Source organism: Polaribacter uvawellassae (assembly GCF_039748955.1).
Classification (GTDB): Bacteria; Bacteroidota; Bacteroidia; order Flavobacteriales; family Flavobacteriaceae; genus Polaribacter; species Polaribacter uvawellassae.
The window spans coordinates 195,269-213,467 of sequence record NZ_JBDIZN010000003.1 but is presented as its reverse complement, the minus strand read 5'-3'; the positions used below and the strand labels follow the sequence as shown (position 1 = coordinate 213,467).

Annotated in this window: 24 protein-coding genes; 20 read left to right on the top strand and 4 right to left on the bottom strand. The window is 29.3% G+C overall.

All coding sequences use genetic code 11. From position 1 onward, the window contains the following. Positions 1-105 precede the first annotated feature (105 nt). Together arsC and prfB are read right to left on the bottom strand one after the other, a co-directional pair. Positions 106-447: an arsenate reductase (glutaredoxin) gene (gene arsC, locus ABDX67_RS08135; RefSeq protein ID WP_347174487.1), complete on the bottom strand. Its 342-nt coding sequence runs from the start codon at positions 445-447 to the stop codon at positions 106-108. 7 nt (positions 448-454) lie between these two features. After that, positions 455-1,561, bottom strand: a complete 1,107-nt coding sequence (gene prfB, locus ABDX67_RS08130) for a peptide chain release factor 2 (RefSeq protein WP_347174486.1) — start codon at positions 1,559-1,561, stop codon at positions 455-457. A 96-nt stretch (positions 1,562-1,657) separates the two neighbouring features. Between prfB and ABDX67_RS08125 the strand changes: the two genes are divergently transcribed. Both ABDX67_RS08125 and ABDX67_RS08120 read left to right on the top strand, forming a co-directional pair. Continuing rightward, positions 1,658-4,051, top strand: coding sequence for a zinc-dependent metalloprotease (locus ABDX67_RS08125; protein ID WP_347174484.1), 2,394 nt, complete (start codon positions 1,658-1,660; stop codon positions 4,049-4,051). 34 nt (positions 4,052-4,085) lie between these two features. Next, positions 4,086-5,105, top strand: coding sequence for a threonine aldolase family protein (locus ABDX67_RS08120; RefSeq protein ID WP_347174483.1), 1,020 nt, complete (start codon positions 4,086-4,088; stop codon positions 5,103-5,105). A gap of 33 nt (positions 5,106-5,138) precedes the next feature. Here the strand turns inward: ABDX67_RS08120 and ABDX67_RS08115 are convergent, their stop codons facing one another. After that, positions 5,139-5,780, bottom strand: a complete 642-nt coding sequence (locus ABDX67_RS08115; RefSeq protein ID WP_347174481.1) for a hypothetical protein — start codon at positions 5,778-5,780, stop codon at positions 5,139-5,141. Positions 5,781-5,783: 3 nt separating this feature from the next. Further along, entirely contained in the window at positions 5,784-6,278 is a 495-nt protein-coding gene (locus ABDX67_RS08110; RefSeq protein ID WP_347174480.1) for an RNA polymerase sigma factor, read from the bottom strand. 119 nt (positions 6,279-6,397) lie between these two features. On the opposite strand from ABDX67_RS08110, the gene ABDX67_RS08105 reads away from it, so the two are divergent. The 18 genes from ABDX67_RS08105 to ABDX67_RS08020 all read left to right on the top strand — a co-directional run bounded on the left by ABDX67_RS08105 (position 6,398) and on the right by ABDX67_RS08020 (position 18,186). Then, positions 6,398-7,294, top strand: a complete 897-nt coding sequence (locus tag ABDX67_RS08105) for a MerR family transcriptional regulator (protein WP_347174479.1) — start codon at positions 6,398-6,400, stop codon at positions 7,292-7,294. 53 nt (positions 7,295-7,347) lie between these two features. Further along, positions 7,348-8,829, top strand: a complete 1,482-nt coding sequence (locus ABDX67_RS08100; RefSeq protein ID WP_347174478.1) for a phytoene desaturase family protein — start codon at positions 7,348-7,350, stop codon at positions 8,827-8,829. Beyond that, entirely contained in the window at positions 8,813-9,655 is an 843-nt protein-coding gene (locus ABDX67_RS08095; RefSeq protein WP_347174477.1) for a phytoene/squalene synthase family protein, read from the top strand. The genes ABDX67_RS08100 and ABDX67_RS08095 overlap by 17 nt, the downstream gene beginning before the upstream one ends. Then, positions 9,655-10,104 carry a sterol desaturase family protein gene (locus ABDX67_RS08090; protein ID WP_347174476.1) on the top strand — a complete coding sequence of 150 codons (450 nt, stop codon included), beginning with the start codon at positions 9,655-9,657 and terminating at the stop codon, positions 10,102-10,104. Before ABDX67_RS08095 ends, ABDX67_RS08090 begins: the two co-directional genes overlap by 1 nt. After that, complete coding sequence (locus ABDX67_RS08085; protein WP_347174475.1) at positions 10,104-10,799, top strand: lycopene cyclase domain-containing protein; 696 nt, start codon at positions 10,104-10,106, stop codon at positions 10,797-10,799. Before ABDX67_RS08090 ends, ABDX67_RS08085 begins: the two co-directional genes overlap by 1 nt. A gap of 3 nt (positions 10,800-10,802) precedes the next feature. Next, positions 10,803-11,273, top strand: a complete 471-nt coding sequence (locus ABDX67_RS08080; RefSeq protein ID WP_347174474.1) for a TspO/MBR family protein — start codon at positions 10,803-10,805, stop codon at positions 11,271-11,273. 66 nt (positions 11,274-11,339) lie between these two features. After that, complete coding sequence (locus ABDX67_RS08075; RefSeq protein ID WP_347174472.1) at positions 11,340-11,819, top strand: glutathione peroxidase; 480 nt, start codon at positions 11,340-11,342, stop codon at positions 11,817-11,819. Then, complete coding sequence (locus ABDX67_RS08070; protein WP_347174471.1) at positions 11,820-12,296, top strand: SRPBCC family protein; 477 nt, start codon at positions 11,820-11,822, stop codon at positions 12,294-12,296. Positions 12,297-12,298: 2 nt separating this feature from the next. Continuing rightward, on the top strand, positions 12,299-13,570 hold the full coding sequence (locus ABDX67_RS08065; RefSeq protein WP_347174470.1) for a cryptochrome/photolyase family protein: 1,272 nt from the start codon (positions 12,299-12,301) through the stop codon (positions 13,568-13,570). 108 nt (positions 13,571-13,678) lie between these two features. Further along, positions 13,679-14,107 carry a DUF2141 domain-containing protein gene (locus ABDX67_RS08060; RefSeq protein WP_347174469.1) on the top strand — a complete coding sequence of 143 codons (429 nt, stop codon included), beginning with the start codon at positions 13,679-13,681 and terminating at the stop codon, positions 14,105-14,107. 31 nt (positions 14,108-14,138) lie between these two features. Then, positions 14,139-15,503 carry a 2TM domain-containing protein gene (locus ABDX67_RS08055; protein WP_347174468.1) on the top strand — a complete coding sequence of 455 codons (1,365 nt, stop codon included), beginning with the start codon at positions 14,139-14,141 and terminating at the stop codon, positions 15,501-15,503. Then, on the top strand, positions 15,478-15,807 hold the full coding sequence (locus tag ABDX67_RS08050) for a 2TM domain-containing protein (protein WP_347174467.1): 330 nt from the start codon (positions 15,478-15,480) through the stop codon (positions 15,805-15,807). Before ABDX67_RS08055 ends, ABDX67_RS08050 begins: the two co-directional genes overlap by 26 nt. Before the next feature lie 15 nt (positions 15,808-15,822). Next, a complete protein-coding gene (locus tag ABDX67_RS08045) occupies positions 15,823-16,128 on the top strand; it encodes a 2TM domain-containing protein (protein WP_347174466.1) in 306 nt (101 codons plus the stop codon). Between the two features lies 1 nt (position 16,129). Beyond that, entirely contained in the window at positions 16,130-16,459 is a 330-nt protein-coding gene (locus ABDX67_RS08040; RefSeq protein ID WP_347174465.1) for a 2TM domain-containing protein, read from the top strand. A gap of 6 nt (positions 16,460-16,465) precedes the next feature. After that, positions 16,466-16,798 carry a 2TM domain-containing protein gene (locus ABDX67_RS08035; protein WP_347174464.1) on the top strand — a complete coding sequence of 111 codons (333 nt, stop codon included), beginning with the start codon at positions 16,466-16,468 and terminating at the stop codon, positions 16,796-16,798. Between the two features lie 3 nt (positions 16,799-16,801). After that, a complete protein-coding gene (locus ABDX67_RS08030; RefSeq protein WP_347174463.1) occupies positions 16,802-17,098 on the top strand; it encodes a 2TM domain-containing protein in 297 nt (98 codons plus the stop codon). Between the two features lie 7 nt (positions 17,099-17,105). Continuing rightward, positions 17,106-17,429 carry a 2TM domain-containing protein gene (locus ABDX67_RS08025; RefSeq protein WP_347174462.1) on the top strand — a complete coding sequence of 108 codons (324 nt, stop codon included), beginning with the start codon at positions 17,106-17,108 and terminating at the stop codon, positions 17,427-17,429. Between the two features lies 1 nt (position 17,430). Continuing rightward, positions 17,431-18,186 carry a LytR/AlgR family response regulator transcription factor gene (locus ABDX67_RS08020; protein WP_347174461.1) on the top strand — a complete coding sequence of 252 codons (756 nt, stop codon included), beginning with the start codon at positions 17,431-17,433 and terminating at the stop codon, positions 18,184-18,186. The last annotated feature ends 13 nt before the right edge of the window (positions 18,187-18,199 follow it).

Below are 18,199 nucleotides of genomic sequence, written 5' to 3'. Positions count from 1 at the left end.
TTATTGTTAAAGTGATAAGACAATAAGTTTGTCAATTAGTTTAAATATGGGTTTGTTAAACTTCTGTTAAAGAAAAAGAGAGCTAAAAATAGCTCTCAAAAAATCTTAAATAATAGTTGTTATATTTTCTATTGGCCTACCAATTACAGCTTTATTGTTGTTAACAACAATAGGTCTTTCTATTAGTTTAGGATATTGAATCATTGCAGAAATAAGTTCTTTATCAGATAATTCTTTTCCTTTAAATTGTTCTTTCCAAATTGCTTCATTTTTTCGTACTAAATCAATAGGTTTAATTTGTAGTTTCTCTATAATTGAAGTTAATTCCTCATTTGTAGGAATATTTTCTAAATATTTTATAATTTCAAATTTTTTTCCAGAGTTTTCTAGCAATTCTAAACCTTGTCTAGATTTACTGCATCGCGCATTGTGGTATATTTTTATCATATCTTTTTTATAAAGTTGTATCAGTTTCTTTTTGTCCGTTTAACATTAAAAATGCTTTTAGAAAGGCGTCAATATCTCCGTTCATTACGTTATCTACATTTCCTGTTTCGTGAGCAGTTCTAACATCTTTCACTAATTTATAAGGATGCATTACATAATTTCTAATTTGACTTCCCCATTCATTCTTCATTTTTCCAGCTTCAATATCAGCTCTAGCTTCTTGTCTTTTTTGCAATTCTATTTCGTACAATTGAGATTTTAACATCTGCATTGCAGTTGCTCTATTGTCGTGTTGAGAACGAGAATTTGAACATTGAATTTGAATTCCGGTTGGTTTGTGTGTTAGTTGAACTTTTGTTTCAACTTTATTTACATTTTGTCCACCAGCACCACTAGATCTTGCAGTCGTAATTTCAATGTCAGCAGGATTTATCTCAATTTCAATAGAATCATCTGCAACTGGATACACATACACAGAAGCAAAAGAAGTGTGCCTTTTTGCATTGCTATCAAAAGGAGATATTCTGACCAAACGATGTACGCCGTTTTCTCCTTTTAACCATCCAAAAGCATAATCGCCATCAAATTCTAATGTTACTGTTTTAATTCCTGCAGTATCTCCGCTTTGATAGTTTAACTCTTTAATTTTTAATCCGTTTTTTTCTGCCCACATCATGTACATTCTCATCAGCATTTCTGCCCAATCGCAACTTTCTGTTCCTCCAGCTCCGGCTGTAATCTGTATGACGGCGCTTAAATTATCACCTTCATCAGAAAGCATATTTCTAAACTCAATACTTTCTAATAATTCTTCTGTTTTTGTAAATTGCGATAGAACTTCTTGCTCAGAAACTTCATCTTCTTTATAAAAATCATACAGCACTTGAGCGTCTTCTAATAAACGAACAACGGTATCATAATCTGTTACCCATTTCTTTTTAATTCTAAGCTCTTTCATAAAAGCTTCTGCCTCTTTTGGATTGTTCCAAAAATCGGGAGCAACAGTTTTTTCTTCGTCATTAGTAATCTCTATAAGCTTTTGCTCAATATTTAAATATTGCTTTAACTTAGATACTCTATCAGAAATATTTTTGATTTGTTCTTGTGTAATCATAGGTGTCACAAAAATAAGTTAAAATTTATGATTTAATATTTTATTCAATCTAATTTCTCGTCAATATTTTATAGTTTTATAGAAAATCTTTTAACCATGAAAAAATTAACCATTTTATTATTATTTGTTTTTGTAAATCAAGCGTGTTTTTCACAATTTTTTAAAGACAATAAAAAAGTAACTAAATACGAAGGATATTTTAATTTTTACTACGATAGCAGTAAAGACAAAATATTTTTAGAAATCTCTAAACTCGAATCAGAGTTTTTATATGTTAATGCGCTTTCTGAAGGTGTTGGTTCTAACGATATTGGTTTAGATAGAGGAAAATTAGGTGGCGGATCGGTGGTTTTTTTCAGAAAAGCTGGAAATAAAATCTTATTAATTAAGCCAAATCAAAAATTTAGAGCATTAACAGATAATGTCGAAGAAAAAAATTCCATAAAAGAAGCTTTTGCAAAATCGGTTTTACATGGTTTTGTTATTATGGAACAAAAAAACAACACGTATTTAGTTGATGCAACTTCATTTTTTATGCAAGATACTTTTGGTGTTTCAAATACTTTATCTAGAAGCGGTGAAGGAAATTATAATGTAGACAAATCTAGAAGTGCTTTTAATTTAGAAAGAACAAAAGCGTTTAAAAAGAATGTAGAATTTGATGTTTTATTAACGTTTAAAGGAAGCCCGAGAGGTAGAAATTTATGGTCTGTAACTCCAGATGCTAGCGCAGTAACTGTTTATCAGCATCATTCTTTTGTAGAATTGCCAGATGATAAATACAAACCAAGAGTGTATGATCCTCGTTCTGGTTCTTTCTCGATGTCTTATATGGATTATTCTACACCAGTTAATCAATCAATTACAAAAAGATTTATTTACAGACACAGATTAGAAAAGAAGAATCCAAATGCAGCTATTAGCGAAGCAGTTGAGCCAATTGTATATTATTTAGACCCAGGTACTCCAGAACCAGTAAGATCTGCTTTATTAGAAGGAGGAAGATGGTGGAACCAAGCTTTTGAAGCTGCCGGATATAAAAATGCATTTCAAGTAAAAATGTTACCAAAAGGTGCAGATCCTTTAGATTTAAGATACAATGTAATTCAATGGGTTCATAGATCAACTAGAGGTTGGAGTTATGGTGGAAGTATTTCTGACCCAAGAACTGGAGAAATTATAAAAGGACATGTAAGTTTAGGTTCTTTAAGAATTAGACAAGATTTTTTAATTGCGCAAGCTTTACAAGCGCCGTACGCAACTAAAACAGCAAAAGATAAGTTTGCTTTAGAAATGGCTTTGGCTAGAATCAGACAATTATCTGCGCATGAAATTGGTCATACAATTGGTTTTGCGCACAATTATATTGCAAGTACAATTGGTAGATCTTCTGTAATGGATTATCCGCATCCACAGTTTTCCTTAAAAAATGGAAAAATAGATTTCTCAAACGCTTATGCAACCGGAATTGGAGAATGGGATAAAGTAACTGTTGCGTATTCGTATCAAGATTTTGTGAACAATGAAGCACAAGGATTACAAAATATCTTAGATGCAGCTTTTGCGAAAGGTTTGCGATTTATTACAGATCAAGATGCTAGACCAAAAGGAAGCGCGCATGCGTACGCACATTTATGGGATAATGGTGAAAATGTTTATGATGAATTAAATTCATTATTAGCAATCAGAAAAAACGCAATTGATAAATTTTCTACTGATAATATTAAAAGTAAAGAACCATATTCTGTTTTAGAAGATGTTTTTGTTCCATTGTATTTTATGCACAGATACCAAACAGAAGCTGTTTCTAAAATTATAGGAGGTTTGGATTACAACTACGCAGTTAAAGGAGGAAAGCAAACCATTGTAAAAAGAGTTCCAGGTTCGGTAGAAAGAAAGGCGCTTTCTACTCTTTTAAAAACAATTGATGTTGAAACGATTGCTATTCCTACTTCAAAATTAGAATTGTTTCCGCCAAGAGCTTATGGTTATGGAAGAACAAGAGAGTCTTTTAAAAGTAAAGTAGGTGCAGAATTTGATCCTTTTGGTGCCGTTGAGACGGCATCAGAAATGACTTTAGAACTGTTATTTCATCCACAAAGAGCAGCGCGATTAGTGTTGCATAAAAGTTTAGACAAAACGCAATTAGGTTTAGAAGAATTAATTGATAATGTTATTGATAATACTTTTAAAAAATCTCATAAAAACGATTATTACCAAGAATTACAAAATGTTGTAAATGAACAAGTTTTAAATCAGTTGTTTTATTTAGCAGCTAACAAAAACACGTACAAGCAAGTTACAGCAGTTGTAAATTATAAAATTGATGAAATTGCTTCTTTGTTACGTACTAGAAAATCTAAAGGTGCTCAATTAATGCACGATAAAGAAATGTCAAGAAGTATTTCTGCATTTAAAAACGATCCTTCTAAATTTAAAAAAGTTCAATCACCTCAAATTCCAGATGGATCGCCAATCGGAATGGATTAAGAAGTTTAAAACTTATAAGAATCAACATTTATAAATGAGAATAGATTTAATTAGTGATACCGTTACAAAACCAACAAAAGGGATGTTAGCCGCAATGATGAATGCAGCAGTTGGAGATGATGTTTTTAATAGTGATCCAACCATTAACGCGTTACAAGTTAAAGCAGCTGAAATGTTTGGGATGGAGGATGCATTATTTTTTCCTTCAGGAACAATGGCAAATCAAACTGCAATTAAATTGCATACGCATCCAGGAGATAAGATGTTTTGTGATAAATGGGCGCATGTTTTTAATTTTGAAGGTGGTGGCGCAGCATTTAACTCAGGAGTTTCTAGTCATTTAATTGATGGAGAAAGAGGAATGTTTACTGCAGCACAATTAACATACGCAGTTTCTGGTCGAGCAGATATTCATGCTCCGTATTCTCGTTTGGTTTGTATAGAAAACACCACAAATAAAGGAGGTGGAGCATGTTGGGACATCGAAGAACTTCAAAAAATAAAACAAATTTGTATTGAAAAAGAGTTGGCATTTCATTTAGACGGAGCAAGATTATTTAATGCTTTGGTTGCAAAAAAAGAATCGCCAAAACTATACGGAGAGTTATTTGATACCATTTCAATCTGTTTGTCAAAAGGATTGGGAGCTCCAGTTGGTTCTATTTTATTAGGAACAAAAGAACATATTGCAAAAGCGTTGCGAATCAGAAAAATATTTGGTGGCGCAATGAGGCAAGCGGGTTATTTAGCAGCAGCTGCAATTTATGCATTAGACAATCATATAGAAAGATTGGCTGATGATCACAAAAGAGCAAAAAGAATTGGAAAAGTTTTAGAAGCTTGTTCTTTTGTAAAAAGCGTAGAGCCAATAGAAACTAATATTGTAATTTTTTACACAAAAGATGAAATTGATGAAAATGATTTTGTGGCAAAAATGGCACAAAAAGAAATTCATTTTATTTCTATGGGCGATGGAAAATTAAGAATGGTGACTCATTTAGATTTCTCTGAAGAAATGTTAGAAAAACTCATTGTAGAGTTACAATCTTTTTAAACAAAACTCCAGCTTTTAGCTGGAGTTTTTGTTTTATTGTAAATGTTCTAAATGATCTAAATCTTTATAATTACTATTTAGTTTTTTAAGTAATCTTCCATAAGTAAATTTGTAGATTAACCAGATAACTACAAACATAAATAACATTAAAACAGCAGATCCAACAACAAAATAAGTTATTAACTTGTTTGCTTCAATGTCTAATCCGCTTGGGTTTAATGCGCTAGCTAAATCATCGGGTTGTCCTAATAAAATAGACATTAAAACGATGTTAGAGACAATGATAGTTCCGAGATTATAATAGACATAATATTTAACCGTTTTTCTAACGGATAAAATCTTGTTCATTAGCCTTTTTGTACTGTCTGTAATAGAAATAGCGCTGTAATTTTTATAAAATAGAACTAAAAAAACAATAATTACTACATAGTGTAAATAAGTACTTGCTTTTAAAATATCCATTATTTTAAAATCTTTATAGAACTCCATATATTTTTGTGGAACCATAAAATTTAAACTTGTCCAAAAAATCAATTCTAAAATTCCAATAATAAAAATCCATTTTACTATTGATGAAGATTTTGAATGCGACATCTTATAAATATCAACATTAGAAACCGTATTTGTTTCTTCTGGTTGATTTTTCCATGATTCTTTTAGTTTATCTAAATCCATCTTTTATGGGTTTAAAATGTTTTTTAATTTTTCTTTTGCTCTATTCATTTTAACTCTAGCATTTACTTGTGTAATCCCTAAAGTTTCAGAAATCTCTTTGTATGGTTTGTCTTCTAAATACAAAAAGATTAAAGCTTTATCAATATCATTTAATTGATGTACAGCTTTGTATAGCGCTTTTAATTGCAATTCTTCAGTATCATCATATTCATTAGATTTTATCTTGTATGTAAAATCATCAATATCTTGTGTTTTAACAGTTCTGGTAGATTTTCTGTATAAAGAAATAGCGGTGTTTAATGCAACTCTGTACATCCAAGTACTAAATTTAGAATCTCCTCTAAATTTGCTGTAGTTTTTCCATAACTGTATTACAACTTCTTGAAACAAATCATTATGTGCATCTTGATTTGTAGTGTACATTCTACATATTTTATGAACAATATTTTGATTTTGCTCAAAATCCAGTAAAAATTTAGACTCTAAATCCTTTTGCATTATAATTTGTTAGTTCGTTTTATAAGTAGCTCAAAAGTAGAAAAAGTTACAGAATTACTCTTGTAAAATTTACTATTAAATTGAAATTCTTATATTTGTTTAATTAAAACTATTTAGAATTGAACAATATTAAAACAAGCTTTACCATTAAAGATCTAGAAAATCTATCTGGAATTAAAGCACATACAATTAGAATTTGGGAAAAAAGATATCAACTTTTAACGCCGCAAAGAACAAGTGGTAACGCAAGATATTATGATACTGAAAATCTTCAAAAATTATTGAACGTTTCTTTATTGAATAAAAATAATTATAAGATTTCTAAAATTGCAAAATTATCTGAAGAATCAATTGTTTTAATAGCTAGAGAATTAGCAAATAAAACTGCATTGGTAGATGATTCTATCAATTCATTTAAAATGGCAATGTTTAGTTTTAATCAAGTTTTGTTTAATCAAACCTATAATCAATTGCTCATCAATAAAACATTTAGAGATGTTTTTAAGGAAGTGTTTATACCTTTTTTAGATCATATCGGTTTAATGTGGCAAACAGATACATTAACTCCCGCTCATGAACATTTTATATCTAATTTAATTTCTCAAAAAATACAAATCAATATTGAGAAAATACAGCAAAATTTATTAGTTGATGACAGTGCTGTTTATGTGCTTTTTTTACCCCAAAATGAAATTCATGAATTAGGTTTAATGTATTTGAATTATGAATTATCTCTAAGAGGAAAAAAGACAATTTATTTAGGGCAAAGCATTCCGTTAGATAATTTGAATTCTCTTTTATCTAAGTTCTCTAAAATTAATTTTATTTCTTCATTTACAGTTTCCCCTTTAGATTCAGTTTTAAACGACTATTTAGACGAAATAGATGCCAAACTAAATAATACAAAACATGAGTTTTGGGCTTTTGGTAACCGAACTCAAAGTCTTAATTCTTCTGATTATAAAAGTCATTTTTTGTTCTATAAAGGCTTGATTGATTTGTTAAAAGATTTATAATTTTATTTAAATTATACATTTTGTTTAATTAATTTATATATTTGCTAGACAAAATGAAAAAACAAATTTATATTATAGGTTCAGGATTTTCCTCATTAGCTGCTTCTTGCTATTTAGCAAAGGCGGGTTTTAATGTTGTAGTTCTGGAAAAAAACAAGACCATAGGAGGTAGAGCAAGACAATATAAAACTGAAGGCTTTACATTTGATATTGGTCCGACTTGGTATTGGATGCCAGATGTTTTTGAACGGTTTTTTAATGACTTTGATAAAAAACCAGCTGATTATTACGAATTAGATCGATTAGATCCAGCGTACCAAGTGTATTTTTCTGAATTAGAATCCGTTATTATTTCCGGACAACTTCAAGAAATATTTGAAGCTTTTGAAAAAGAAGAAAAAGGAAGCTCTAAGCATTTAAAAAGCTTTTTAGACGCTGCAAAGTTTAATTATAATACAGCCATTAAAGATTTGGTGTATCGACCAGGGATTTCTCCGCTAGAATTGATTACACCAGTTACAATTAAAAGAGTCAATCAATTTTTCTCAACTATTAGAACTCAAGTTCGTAAGAAAATAAAAAGCAAGAAGTTAATTCAGATTTTAGAATTTCCTGTATTGTTTTTAGGCGCAAAGCCCAGCAATACCCCAGCTTTTTATAATTTTATGAATTATGCAGATTTTGGTTTGGGAACTTGGCATCCAAAAGGCGGAATGTACAAAGTTGTTGAGGCAATGACTACGTTAGCTATTGATTTAGGAGTAAAGTTTACAACAGATGCAAATGTTGAAGAAATTTGTCTTGATGATAAAGGAGCGACAACAGGAGTTGTGGTAAATGATGTATTTATGAAAGCTGATATTGTTGTGAGCGGAGCAGATTATCATCATTCAGAAACATTATTGCCAATCAAATACAGACAATATTCAGAAAAGTATTGGGATAAGAAAGTGTTTGCTCCGTCATCATTATTATTTTATGTTGGGTTCAATAAAAAAATAGACAATGTATCACATCACACCTTGTTTTTTGATACTGATTTTGATGAACACGCAAGAACAATTTATGATGATCCTGCTTGGCCAGAAAAGCCTTTGTTTTATGCAAGTTTTCCGAGTTTAACAGATGATAGTTTAGCTCCAGAAGGGAAAGAAGCCGCAACGTTTTTAATTCCGCTTGCACCAGGATTAGAAGATACTGAAGAATTACGAGAGGCTTATTTTACTAAAATTATTGATAGATTAGAACTTTTAACAAATCAAGAAGTAAAAAGTAGTGTTTTATTTAAAAAATCGTATTGTGTAAACGATTTTATTAAAGATTACAACTCGTATAAAGGAAATGCGTATGGTTTGGCAAATATTCTAACTCAAACTGCTTTTTTAAGACCTAAAATACAAAGTAAAAAAGTTAAAAATTTATTTTTTACAGGACAGTTAACAGTTCCAGGACCAGGTGTTCCTCCATCGTTAATTTCTGGTAAAATTGTTTCAGATTTAATAATTAAAAAACATTTGAATGAAAGCACTATTTGATCAGGTTTCTAGCAATTGTAGTGAGTTAGTTACAAAAAATTATAGCACTTCGTTTTCTTTGGCTGTAAAAATGTTATCGCCAAAAATTAGAAAAGACATCTATAATATTTATGGATTTGTTCGTTTTGCTGATGAAATTGTTGATAGTTTTCATCAATATAACAAGGAAAAATTAATCAATAAATTTGAAGCAGATTATTATGAGGCAATTGAAGACGGAATTAGTTTAAATCCCATTTTAAATGCATTTCAACAAACAGTATTTCGATATCATATTTCAGATGATTTAATACAGGCATTTTTACAAAGTATGAAAGCTGATTTAAACAAAACAGAATACAGCACAAAAGAAGAATATGATTCGTATATTTATGGTTCTGCTGATGTAGTAGGATTAATGTGTTTAAAAGTTTTTGTTAATGGAGATAGAGAAAAGTTTGAAGCATTAAAAAAACCAGCAATGCGTTTGGGTTCTGCTTTTCAGAAAGTCAATTTTTTAAGAGATTTAAAAGATGATATCGAAGGTTTAGAGAGGTCTTATTTTCCGAATGTTGATTTAAAAACTTTAGACAATGAATCAAAAAATCAAATTATTAAAGAAATAGAAGAAGATTTTGAAATTGCTTTTAAAGAAGGCATTTTAAAACTTCCTGTAGAAGCTAAATTTGGTGTTTATGTTGCGTATCGATATTATAAACGATTGTTAAAAAAATTAAAACAAACACCTTCTTCTAAGATAATGGAAACAAGAGTTCGAATTTCTAATCCTATGAAAATTAATTTGTTAGCAAGAAGTTTTGTAAAATATAAACTAAATTTAATCTGATGATTTTTGCTTTAATTACTTTGATCACATTTGTAACTATGGAAGGCGTAACTTGGTGTACGCACAAATATATTATGCATGGTTTTGGTTGGTTTTTGCATGAAGATCATCATCAGCCAGGTTATCCGCATGTATTTGAAAAGAACGATGCTTTCTTTGTTGTATTTGCCATACCAAGTATTTTATTATTCTATTTTGGAATTCGTCCAGAAATCAACTTTTTATTCTTCATAGGGTTGGGAATTTTATGTTATGGAATTGCTTATTTTTTAGTACATGATGTGTTAATTCACAGGCGATTTAAATGGTTTAGAAATACCAATAGTAGGTATTTAAAAGGCTTGAGAAAAGCACATAAAATTCATCATAAACATCTAGGAAAGCCTGATGGTGAATGTTTCGGAATGTTGTTTGTTCCCTTAAAATACTTTAAAAAACACAACTTCTAATGTATTTATATTTACTACTAAATTTGGGTTCAATTAGTATTCCTTTTATGTATTCATTTAATAAAAAGATGAATTTCATCAAACAATGGAAAACAGTGTTTCTAGCCATAATTTTAGTGGCAATTTTTTTTATAGTTTGGGATGTTATTTTTACCAAAAATGGTATTTGGGGATTTAATGAAGACTATCATTTGCCATACAAAATTGCGGGATTACCCATTGACGAGATGTTGTTTTTTATCTGCATTCCGTATGCAAGTATTTTTATACATTATTCATTAGAATATTTTAAACCAACATTTTTATTGTCAGATAAAGTAGTAAAAGGGATTACCTATTTTTTATTGATTATAACGGCAATAACCTTGTTTTTTAATTTTGATAAATGGTACACAAGTGTTAATTATTCATTGTTAGTATTTACTTTATTGATAGCAATTTTTTTAGCAAAAGATATTTTAAAGCGATTTTACATTTCGTTTGTTATTATTCTAATTCCGTTTTTTATAGTAAACGGAATCTTAACAGGAAGTTTTATTTCAGAGCCAGTTGTTTGGTATAACAATACAGAAAACTTAGGAATTCGCTTATTTACAATTCCGATTGAAGATGCCGGCTATGCTTTTACAATGTTGTTTTGGGTTGTTTTTTTAAATGAACAATTCAAAAAAATGAACCTTTTTAAAACTGCATAAAAGATGAAAACCAAGTATATTTTATTTTTAATATTTTTTATTGCCAACTTTGGAGCTTTAGGTATTGGAACTATTTTAATGAATGATGGCCCAACGTCAAATTGGTACACTTCTTTAAATCAAGCTCCTTGGACTCCAGAAGGTTGGGTTTTTGGCGCAGCTTGGACAACAATTATGGTATTGTTTTCATTTTATATGACCAAACTAGTTTTGTTTTTTAAAGAAAAAAAATCATTTCTAATACAACTATTTCTGCTGCAATGGTTGTTAAATGTAAGTTGGAATTACGTTTTTTTTAATCAGCATTTAACAATTGTAGGCTTTGTAATCATTATAAGTTTATGGTTATTGGTAGGTTTTTTTACATTCAATTTTATCAAACAATTAAAATGGTACACATTGTTGATTGCACCGTATTTAATTTGGTTAACAATAGCATCAACTTTAAACGGATATATAATTTTATACAATTAAAACATGAAACATATTTATATTATTTGTCTACTCATAGGCATCAATATCATCAATAAAACAGAAAAAATGGAATCAACATCAGTATACAATATCGAAATTAAGAGCATTTCTGGAGAGAAAATCAATTTAGTAGATTTTAAAGGTAAAAAAATACTGTTTGTAAATGTGGCATCAGAATGTGGTTTTACTCCGCAATACGAAGGTTTACAAGAGTTATATGAGCAGTATAAAGACAAGTTGATGGTTATCGGTGTTCCTTCAAATCAGTTTGGCGGACAAGAACCTGGAACTGCTGAACAAATTCAGTCTTTTTGCAAACTCAATTATGGCGTTACTTTTTTGATTACTGAAAAAGTTGATGTAAAAGGAGATAATCAACATCCATTATATGCTTGGTTGACAAAGAAAGAAAAAAACGGATTGAAAAATTCTTCAGTAAAGTGGAATTTTCAAAAATATTTGGTGGATGAAAAGGGCGAATTGATTGATTACTATTTTTCTTTAACCAAACCAATGAGTAAAAAGATTACAAAACATTTACAATAAATGATTCAGTTTTCGAAACACTCAGGAATTTATACCTTAGAAGCATCACAAGAATTAAATATTCCGTTAGCGGAAGCGTGGAATTATTTTTCATCACCAGAAAATTTGTCGAATATCACTCCGCCTAAAATGGGTTTTCACATCACTTCTAAAGTTGATAGAAAAGCATATCAAGGTCAGATTATTACGTATAAAGTTTCACCAATTCCTTTTGTAAGAACAAATTGGGTGACAGAAATAACCGCTGTGAAAGAGCAAGAATTTTTTATTGATGAACAACGTTTTGGGCCATATTCTATGTGGCATCACGAACATTTTTTTGAATCGTTGCCAAACGGAAAAACCTTGATGAAAGATAAAATATCCTATAAAATTCCTTTTGGTTTTCTAGGCAGCATTGCGCAAACTTTATTTATAAAAAAACAACTACAATCTATTTTTGAATATAGAGAAAAAGTGTTAGATACTATTTTTTAATAATGAATATATTTTGGTTTCGTAGAGATTTACGTTTAGAAGATAATGTTGCTTTGTATAAGGCAACTTTAGAAAAAGAACCTGTACTTCCAATTTTTATTTTTGATACAGAAATCATTGATTCTTTACCAAAAGATGATGCAAGAATTACCTTTATTTACAATACGTTAAAAAATATTGATGAAGAATTAAAAAAAATTAATTCATCACTATTGATAAAAATTGGAAAGCCAATTGAAGTTTGGAAAGCATTGGTTTTTGAATATCAATTTGATAAAGTTTTTTACAATAAAGATTACGAACCGTATGCAATTGCTAGAGATTTAGAGGTTACGCAGTTTTTAAAATCAAAAAATATTGAAGTTTTATCCTATAAAGATCAAGTCGTTTTTGAAGAATCAGAAGTAGTGAAAACAGACGGATTGCCATACACGGTTTTTACGCCGTATAAAAACAAATGGTTGTCAGAATTTAACGAAGATTTACTTTTAGAAAGTAATCCAAAGCCTAACTTTTATCACTTTAAAAAAGATTTTCCTACTTTAGAATCTATCGGATTTGTAGAAAGTACAATCAAAGTAAAACTGTATAATTTAGTGCATTTAAATCAATATGATGCTGTTAGAGATTTTCCTTTTATTGATAAAACATCCTATGTTTCTCCATATTTACGTTTTGGTTTAATAAGTACTAGAAAACTGATTAAAACTGCTTTAAAAAGTAATGCAACGTATTTGAGTGAATTAATTTGGAGAGAATTTTTTATGCAGATTCTATTTCATTTTCCGAAAGTGATTACAGAAAATTTTAAATCGAAATATGATCAAGTTGAATGGAGAAATAACGAGCAAGAATTTGAAGCTTGGTGCAAAGGAGAAACTGGTTATCCGATTGTTGATGCAGGTATGCGACAATTAAACGAAACAGGTTATATGCACAACAGAGTTCGAATGATTACTGCCGGATTTTTGTGTAAACACTTATTAATTGATTGGCGTTGGGGAGAAGCTTATTTTGCTGAAAAGTTATTAGATTACGATTTGTCTGCCAACAATGGTAATTGGCAATGGGCAGCCGGAACTGGTTGTGATTCTGCGCCATATTTTAGAATTTTTAATCCAACAGAACAAATAAAAAAGTTTGATAAAAACTTACAATATATCAATACTTGGGTAAAAGATTTGAATGAACTTACCTATCCGCAACCCATTGTTGAACATAAATTTGCTAGAGAAAGAGCATTATCTACATACAAAAAAGGGTTGAATTCTTAAATTTCTACAATTCATCCTGAAAAAAATACAATTCGGTTTCTTTTAATTTTAAAAACTTGTTTGTTGTAACATCTTTGTGGTGTCATTAACAATTAAAAACAAGAAATCATGAAAGTATTCACAACAATTTTCGCAATCCTAGTTGTATTTCAAACATCAACATTTACAGCTAAAAAATCTAATACAGACAAAAGAACAATTACAGTAACAATAGACAATGTTCCGAGTGATAATGGTACAGTAAATTACGCTTTATACAACAAAGATAACTTTATGAAAGAGCCAGTTCAAACGCAATCGAGTTCTCCAAAAGGAAAGAAAAGTAAAGTAGTTTTTACAAATATTGAGCCTGGAAATTATGCTATTATTTGCTTTCACGACGCAAACAGTAATAAAAAAATGGATTTTCAGTCGAACGGAATGCCAATAGAGAGTTACGGTATGTCTAACAATCCAATGAGTTTTGGTCCACCAAATTTTGATGAAGCACAGTTTGAAGTTTCAGATAAAGATGTAACTTTAGAGATTAGATTTTAATAGCAAAATCTTTAACGATAAATTAAAAGACATGAGTCAAGATAAAAATATTTCAACACTAAATAAGATAAAGAAAGACGTTATCCTTTGTATAAAGTTAACAGTTGTATTTGGAATTTTATTTGTGATTATAAATCAACAATTTACCATCAAAGGTGTTGGAATTATATTTTTATTTTCTGCAATGTATTCCTTCGGATTAGGATTAGGAAACGGAATGATTAATGAGTATTTAAATACCAAATGGAGTTGGGTTGAAGAAACAAATCAGCGACTTACAGCAGGAATTATTACTATAATCATTTACACAATTCTTATAGTTCTTTTAATTCATTATGTGCAATATGTGCTGATTCTAGGATATCATTTTGATGATTTTTTCTTTGGTGATTTATTTTTAGTACATGTATTTACAATTTTAGGAGCTCTTGCAATTGCTGTATTTTTTCACGCTCGTGGATTTATGATCAATTGGAAAGCTTCGCAAACGCAAAAAAGCAATAAACAAGAAATTGTAGCAAAAACGGAAACTGCAAAATTTGAATCGTTAAAAAATCAAATTGATCCGCACTTTTTATTCAATAGTTTAAATGTATTAACATCATTAATTGGAGAAAATCCAAAGCAAGCAGAACGCTTTACTACAAAGTTATCGAAAGTATATCGATACGTTTTAGAACAAAGAAACAAAGAGTTAATTCCGCTTTCAGAAGAATTACAATTCGCAAGAACGTACATGGAATTATTACAAATGCGATTTGAAGATGCTATTCAATTTGAAATTCCATCAGAAATTAGCAACGAAGAATTAAAAATAGTGCCTTTGTCCTTACAATTATTACTTGAAAATGCTGTAAAACACAATGTAGTTTCATCAAGTAAACCTTTAAAACTTCGAATTTTTGAAGAAAACGGAGCGTTAATTATAGAGAATAATGTAAATCATAAAGAAGCAATTGGCAAAAGCACACAAATTGGATTAAGAAATATTACGGACAGGTATTTCTTACTAACAAAAAGAAGTGTAGAAATTACAAACGACAATATAGTTTTTAGGGTAAGCCTGCCATTATTAACAAAAAACAACAACATTATGTACACAAAAGAAATAGAAAATAACAGTTATGTAAGAGCTGTTGAAAAAGTAGAAAAGCTAAAAGAATTTTATCAAAATTTAGCATCTTACTGTATAGTAATCCCATTTTTAGTATTTGTAAATTTATATACATCACCACAGTTTCACTGGTTTTGGTTTCCAATGTTTGGTTGGGGAATTGGTGTAATCTTTCACGGATTAGATGTGTATAATTACAATCCGTTTTTAGGAAGAAACTGGGAAAGTAAAAAGATTAAAGAATTAATGGAAGAAAATGATGATACATCAAACTGGGAATAATAGTATGGAAGGAGAATATTTAGAAGAAAAACGTTATTTAAAAGCAAAAAAGAGAGTAAAAGATATTCAAGGATTTTACATCCATTTGGTAATAGAAATCTTTTCTCTGATAATAATTGTAGCAGTTAATTTAATTTTTTCGCCTGGCTATCATTGGTTTTGGTTTGCTGCACCAGGAATTGTATTTGTAGTAATATTACATTGGTTTTTGGTTTTTGGATCTTCAAAAATTGGTTTTGGAAAAGATTGGGAAGCCAAAAAGATTAAAGAATTGATGGATGAAGACAGAAAATTATCAAAATAATATAAAGTAGAAATCATGAAAGAATTTACAAAAGAACAAAAATATTTAAGAGCTAAAAAGCAAGTAGATAAAATCAAAGGATTTTATGCAAATGTTGCTTCCTATTGTATTGTTATTCCTTTTTTAATTTTTATAAACTTGCGTTTTGTGCCAGACTTTCATTGGTTTTGGTTTCCGATTTTTGGTTGGGGAATGGGATTGACTTTCCACGCAATGGATACCTATAATTACAATCCGTTTTTAGGAAAAAATTGGGAAGAAAATAAAATTAAAGAATTGATGGAAGAAGAAGAGCAAAACTCTAATTGGAAATCTAAATAGAATGATTTCAGAAAAAATAAATAAAGAATTAGCTTATGTAAAAGCTAAAAAAAGAGTTTATAAAGTAAAAAAGTTTTATGTTCATTTAGCAATTTATATTGTAGTAAATATTGCGCTAAGTTCTTATATGATTATTGACGATATGAATGATGGTGATACATTTAAAGAAGCATTTTTACAATATAAAATTTTTGCAGTTTGGATTTATTGGGGAGCAGGGATTATTTTTCAAGCAATGAGATTATTTGCTTTTAACAGTATGAGTAAAAATTGGCAAAAGAAAAAGATTAACGAATTAATGTCAGCAGAAAACAATAACAAACTTAAATAAAACAACATGAAAGACGCAGAAACGATAGAAGGTATAAAGTACCTTAGAGCAAAAAAAAGAGTTGAAAAAATAAAAGGATTTTACGTTCATTTAATCGTATATATTATTGTGAATACATTTTTAAGTGGAATTATAATTTTTGGTTTAATGAATGATGAAGGTGATTCATTTAATGAAGTAATACAAAATTTCGGAGTATATTCTACTTGGGTTTTTTGGGGAATTGGAATCTTTTTTCATTGGTTAGGTGTTTTTGGTTTTAATGTTGTTGGAAAAAACTGGGAAGAAAAAAAGTTAAAAGAAATAATGGAAGAAGAAGAACGAAAATCTAAATTTTAAGAAATGATAGAAACTAATGCATATTTAAAAGCTAAAAAAAGAGTAGAAGATATAAAAGGCTTTTACATTCATTTAGCAATATACTTTACAATAAATATTTTTATTAGTAGTGTTCAAATTATAGATGGTTTTAAAGAAGATAAGTTATTTTCAGAAATTTTTTCTGACTTTGGCATGTATGCAGTTTGGCTATTTTGGGGAATTGGAATCATTTTTCATTGGTTAGGAGTTTTTGAATCTAAATTTTTTGGTAAAAAGTGGGAAGAAAGAAAGTTAAATGAAATTTTAGAGAAAGAATAAAGAAAATATGGAGAATACAGTTAAAAATAAAAGCGATAAATATATAAAAGCTAAAAAAAGAGTTGAAGAGTTAAAAGGCTTTTACAAACACTTTGCAGTTTATGTAATTATCAATGGGTTTTTTATTGGTAGAAGAATTTATCTTGATATTTCTTATGGAGATTCCTTTTTTGAAGCTTTTACTCAAATCAGTAATTATAGATTGTTTTTTTGGTGGGGTATTGGGTTAATAATCCATGGATTAAACACGTATAGATATAGTTTTTTTAGTAAAAGTTGGGAAGAGCGTAAGATACAAGAAGAAATGAATAAGGATCATAATAAGTTTTAAAATGAATGTAATAATTATAGAAGACGAAAAACCTGCTGCAAGAAGATTAAGTAGAATGTTAGAAGAATTGGATGTAAAAGCAAATAAGATGTTACATTCTGTAGAAGAATCAATAGAATGGTTTCAGAATAACAAACATCCTGATCTGCTTTTTTTAGACATTCAATTATCTGATGGTTTGTCTTTTGAAATTTTTGAACACGTTACCATTTCAAGCGCCATAATTTTTACAACTGCTTATGATGAATATGCGCTAAAAGCATTCAAATTAAATAGCATCGATTATTTACTAAAACCAATTGATGAAGATGAATTAAAAGCTGCAGTAGATAAATATAAAAGTCAACACGTTAAGCAAGCAGATGTTCAATTAAATTTTGAAGACATCAAAAAACTATTGGTAAATCCGATTGATAGAAAATATAAAAAACGTTTTACTATAAAAGTTGGTCAGCATTTAAAAATTGTTTCTACAGATGATGTTGAGTGTTTTTATAGTGAAAATAAGGCAACTTATATTCATACTACTGCAAATAGAAGTTATTTATTAGATGGTGCTTTAGAGCAAGTTCAAACCGAGTTAGATCCAGAAAAATTCTTTCGAGTAAACAGAACGTATATTGTGCAAATTTCTGCAATTAAAGACATTGTTGCGTACACAAATAGTCGTTTAAAAATCATTTTAAATTCGTATTCTGAAGCAGAAATTATTGTGAGTAGAGAACGGGTAAAAGATTTTAAAAATTGGATTGATTAAAATCAGAATTAAA

Coding starts and splice junctions, on each gene's coding strand:
- arsC (WP_347174487.1), bottom strand. CDS start 447: ATGATAAAAATATACCACAATGCGCGATGCAGTAAATCTAGACAAGGT.
- prfB (WP_347174486.1), bottom strand. CDS start 1,561: ATGATTACACAAGAACAAATCAAAAATATTTCTGATAGAGTATCTAAG.
- ABDX67_RS08125 (WP_347174484.1), top strand. CDS start 1,658: ATGAAAAAATTAACCATTTTATTATTATTTGTTTTTGTAAATCAAGCG.
- ABDX67_RS08120 (WP_347174483.1), top strand. CDS start 4,086: ATGAGAATAGATTTAATTAGTGATACCGTTACAAAACCAACAAAAGGG.
- ABDX67_RS08115 (WP_347174481.1), bottom strand. CDS start 5,780: ATGGATTTAGATAAACTAAAAGAATCATGGAAAAATCAACCAGAAGAA.
- ABDX67_RS08110 (WP_347174480.1), bottom strand. CDS start 6,278: ATGCAAAAGGATTTAGAGTCTAAATTTTTACTGGATTTTGAGCAAAAT.
- ABDX67_RS08100 (WP_347174478.1), top strand. CDS start 7,348: ATGAAAAAACAAATTTATATTATAGGTTCAGGATTTTCCTCATTAGCT.
- ABDX67_RS08095 (WP_347174477.1), top strand. CDS start 8,813: ATGAAAGCACTATTTGATCAGGTTTCTAGCAATTGTAGTGAGTTAGTT.
- ABDX67_RS08090 (WP_347174476.1), top strand. CDS start 9,655: ATGATTTTTGCTTTAATTACTTTGATCACATTTGTAACTATGGAAGGC.
- ABDX67_RS08085 (WP_347174475.1), top strand. CDS start 10,104: ATGTATTTATATTTACTACTAAATTTGGGTTCAATTAGTATTCCTTTT.
- ABDX67_RS08080 (WP_347174474.1), top strand. CDS start 10,803: ATGAAAACCAAGTATATTTTATTTTTAATATTTTTTATTGCCAACTTT.
- ABDX67_RS08075 (WP_347174472.1), top strand. CDS start 11,340: ATGGAATCAACATCAGTATACAATATCGAAATTAAGAGCATTTCTGGA.
- ABDX67_RS08070 (WP_347174471.1), top strand. CDS start 11,820: ATGATTCAGTTTTCGAAACACTCAGGAATTTATACCTTAGAAGCATCA.
- ABDX67_RS08065 (WP_347174470.1), top strand. CDS start 12,299: ATGAATATATTTTGGTTTCGTAGAGATTTACGTTTAGAAGATAATGTT.
- ABDX67_RS08060 (WP_347174469.1), top strand. CDS start 13,679: ATGAAAGTATTCACAACAATTTTCGCAATCCTAGTTGTATTTCAAACA.
- ABDX67_RS08055 (WP_347174468.1), top strand. CDS start 14,139: ATGAGTCAAGATAAAAATATTTCAACACTAAATAAGATAAAGAAAGAC.
- ABDX67_RS08050 (WP_347174467.1), top strand. CDS start 15,478: ATGATGATACATCAAACTGGGAATAATAGTATGGAAGGAGAATATTTA.
- ABDX67_RS08045 (WP_347174466.1), top strand. CDS start 15,823: ATGAAAGAATTTACAAAAGAACAAAAATATTTAAGAGCTAAAAAGCAA.
- ABDX67_RS08040 (WP_347174465.1), top strand. CDS start 16,130: ATGATTTCAGAAAAAATAAATAAAGAATTAGCTTATGTAAAAGCTAAA.
- ABDX67_RS08035 (WP_347174464.1), top strand. CDS start 16,466: ATGAAAGACGCAGAAACGATAGAAGGTATAAAGTACCTTAGAGCAAAA.
- ABDX67_RS08030 (WP_347174463.1), top strand. CDS start 16,802: ATGATAGAAACTAATGCATATTTAAAAGCTAAAAAAAGAGTAGAAGAT.
- ABDX67_RS08025 (WP_347174462.1), top strand. CDS start 17,106: ATGGAGAATACAGTTAAAAATAAAAGCGATAAATATATAAAAGCTAAA.
- ABDX67_RS08020 (WP_347174461.1), top strand. CDS start 17,431: ATGAATGTAATAATTATAGAAGACGAAAAACCTGCTGCAAGAAGATTA.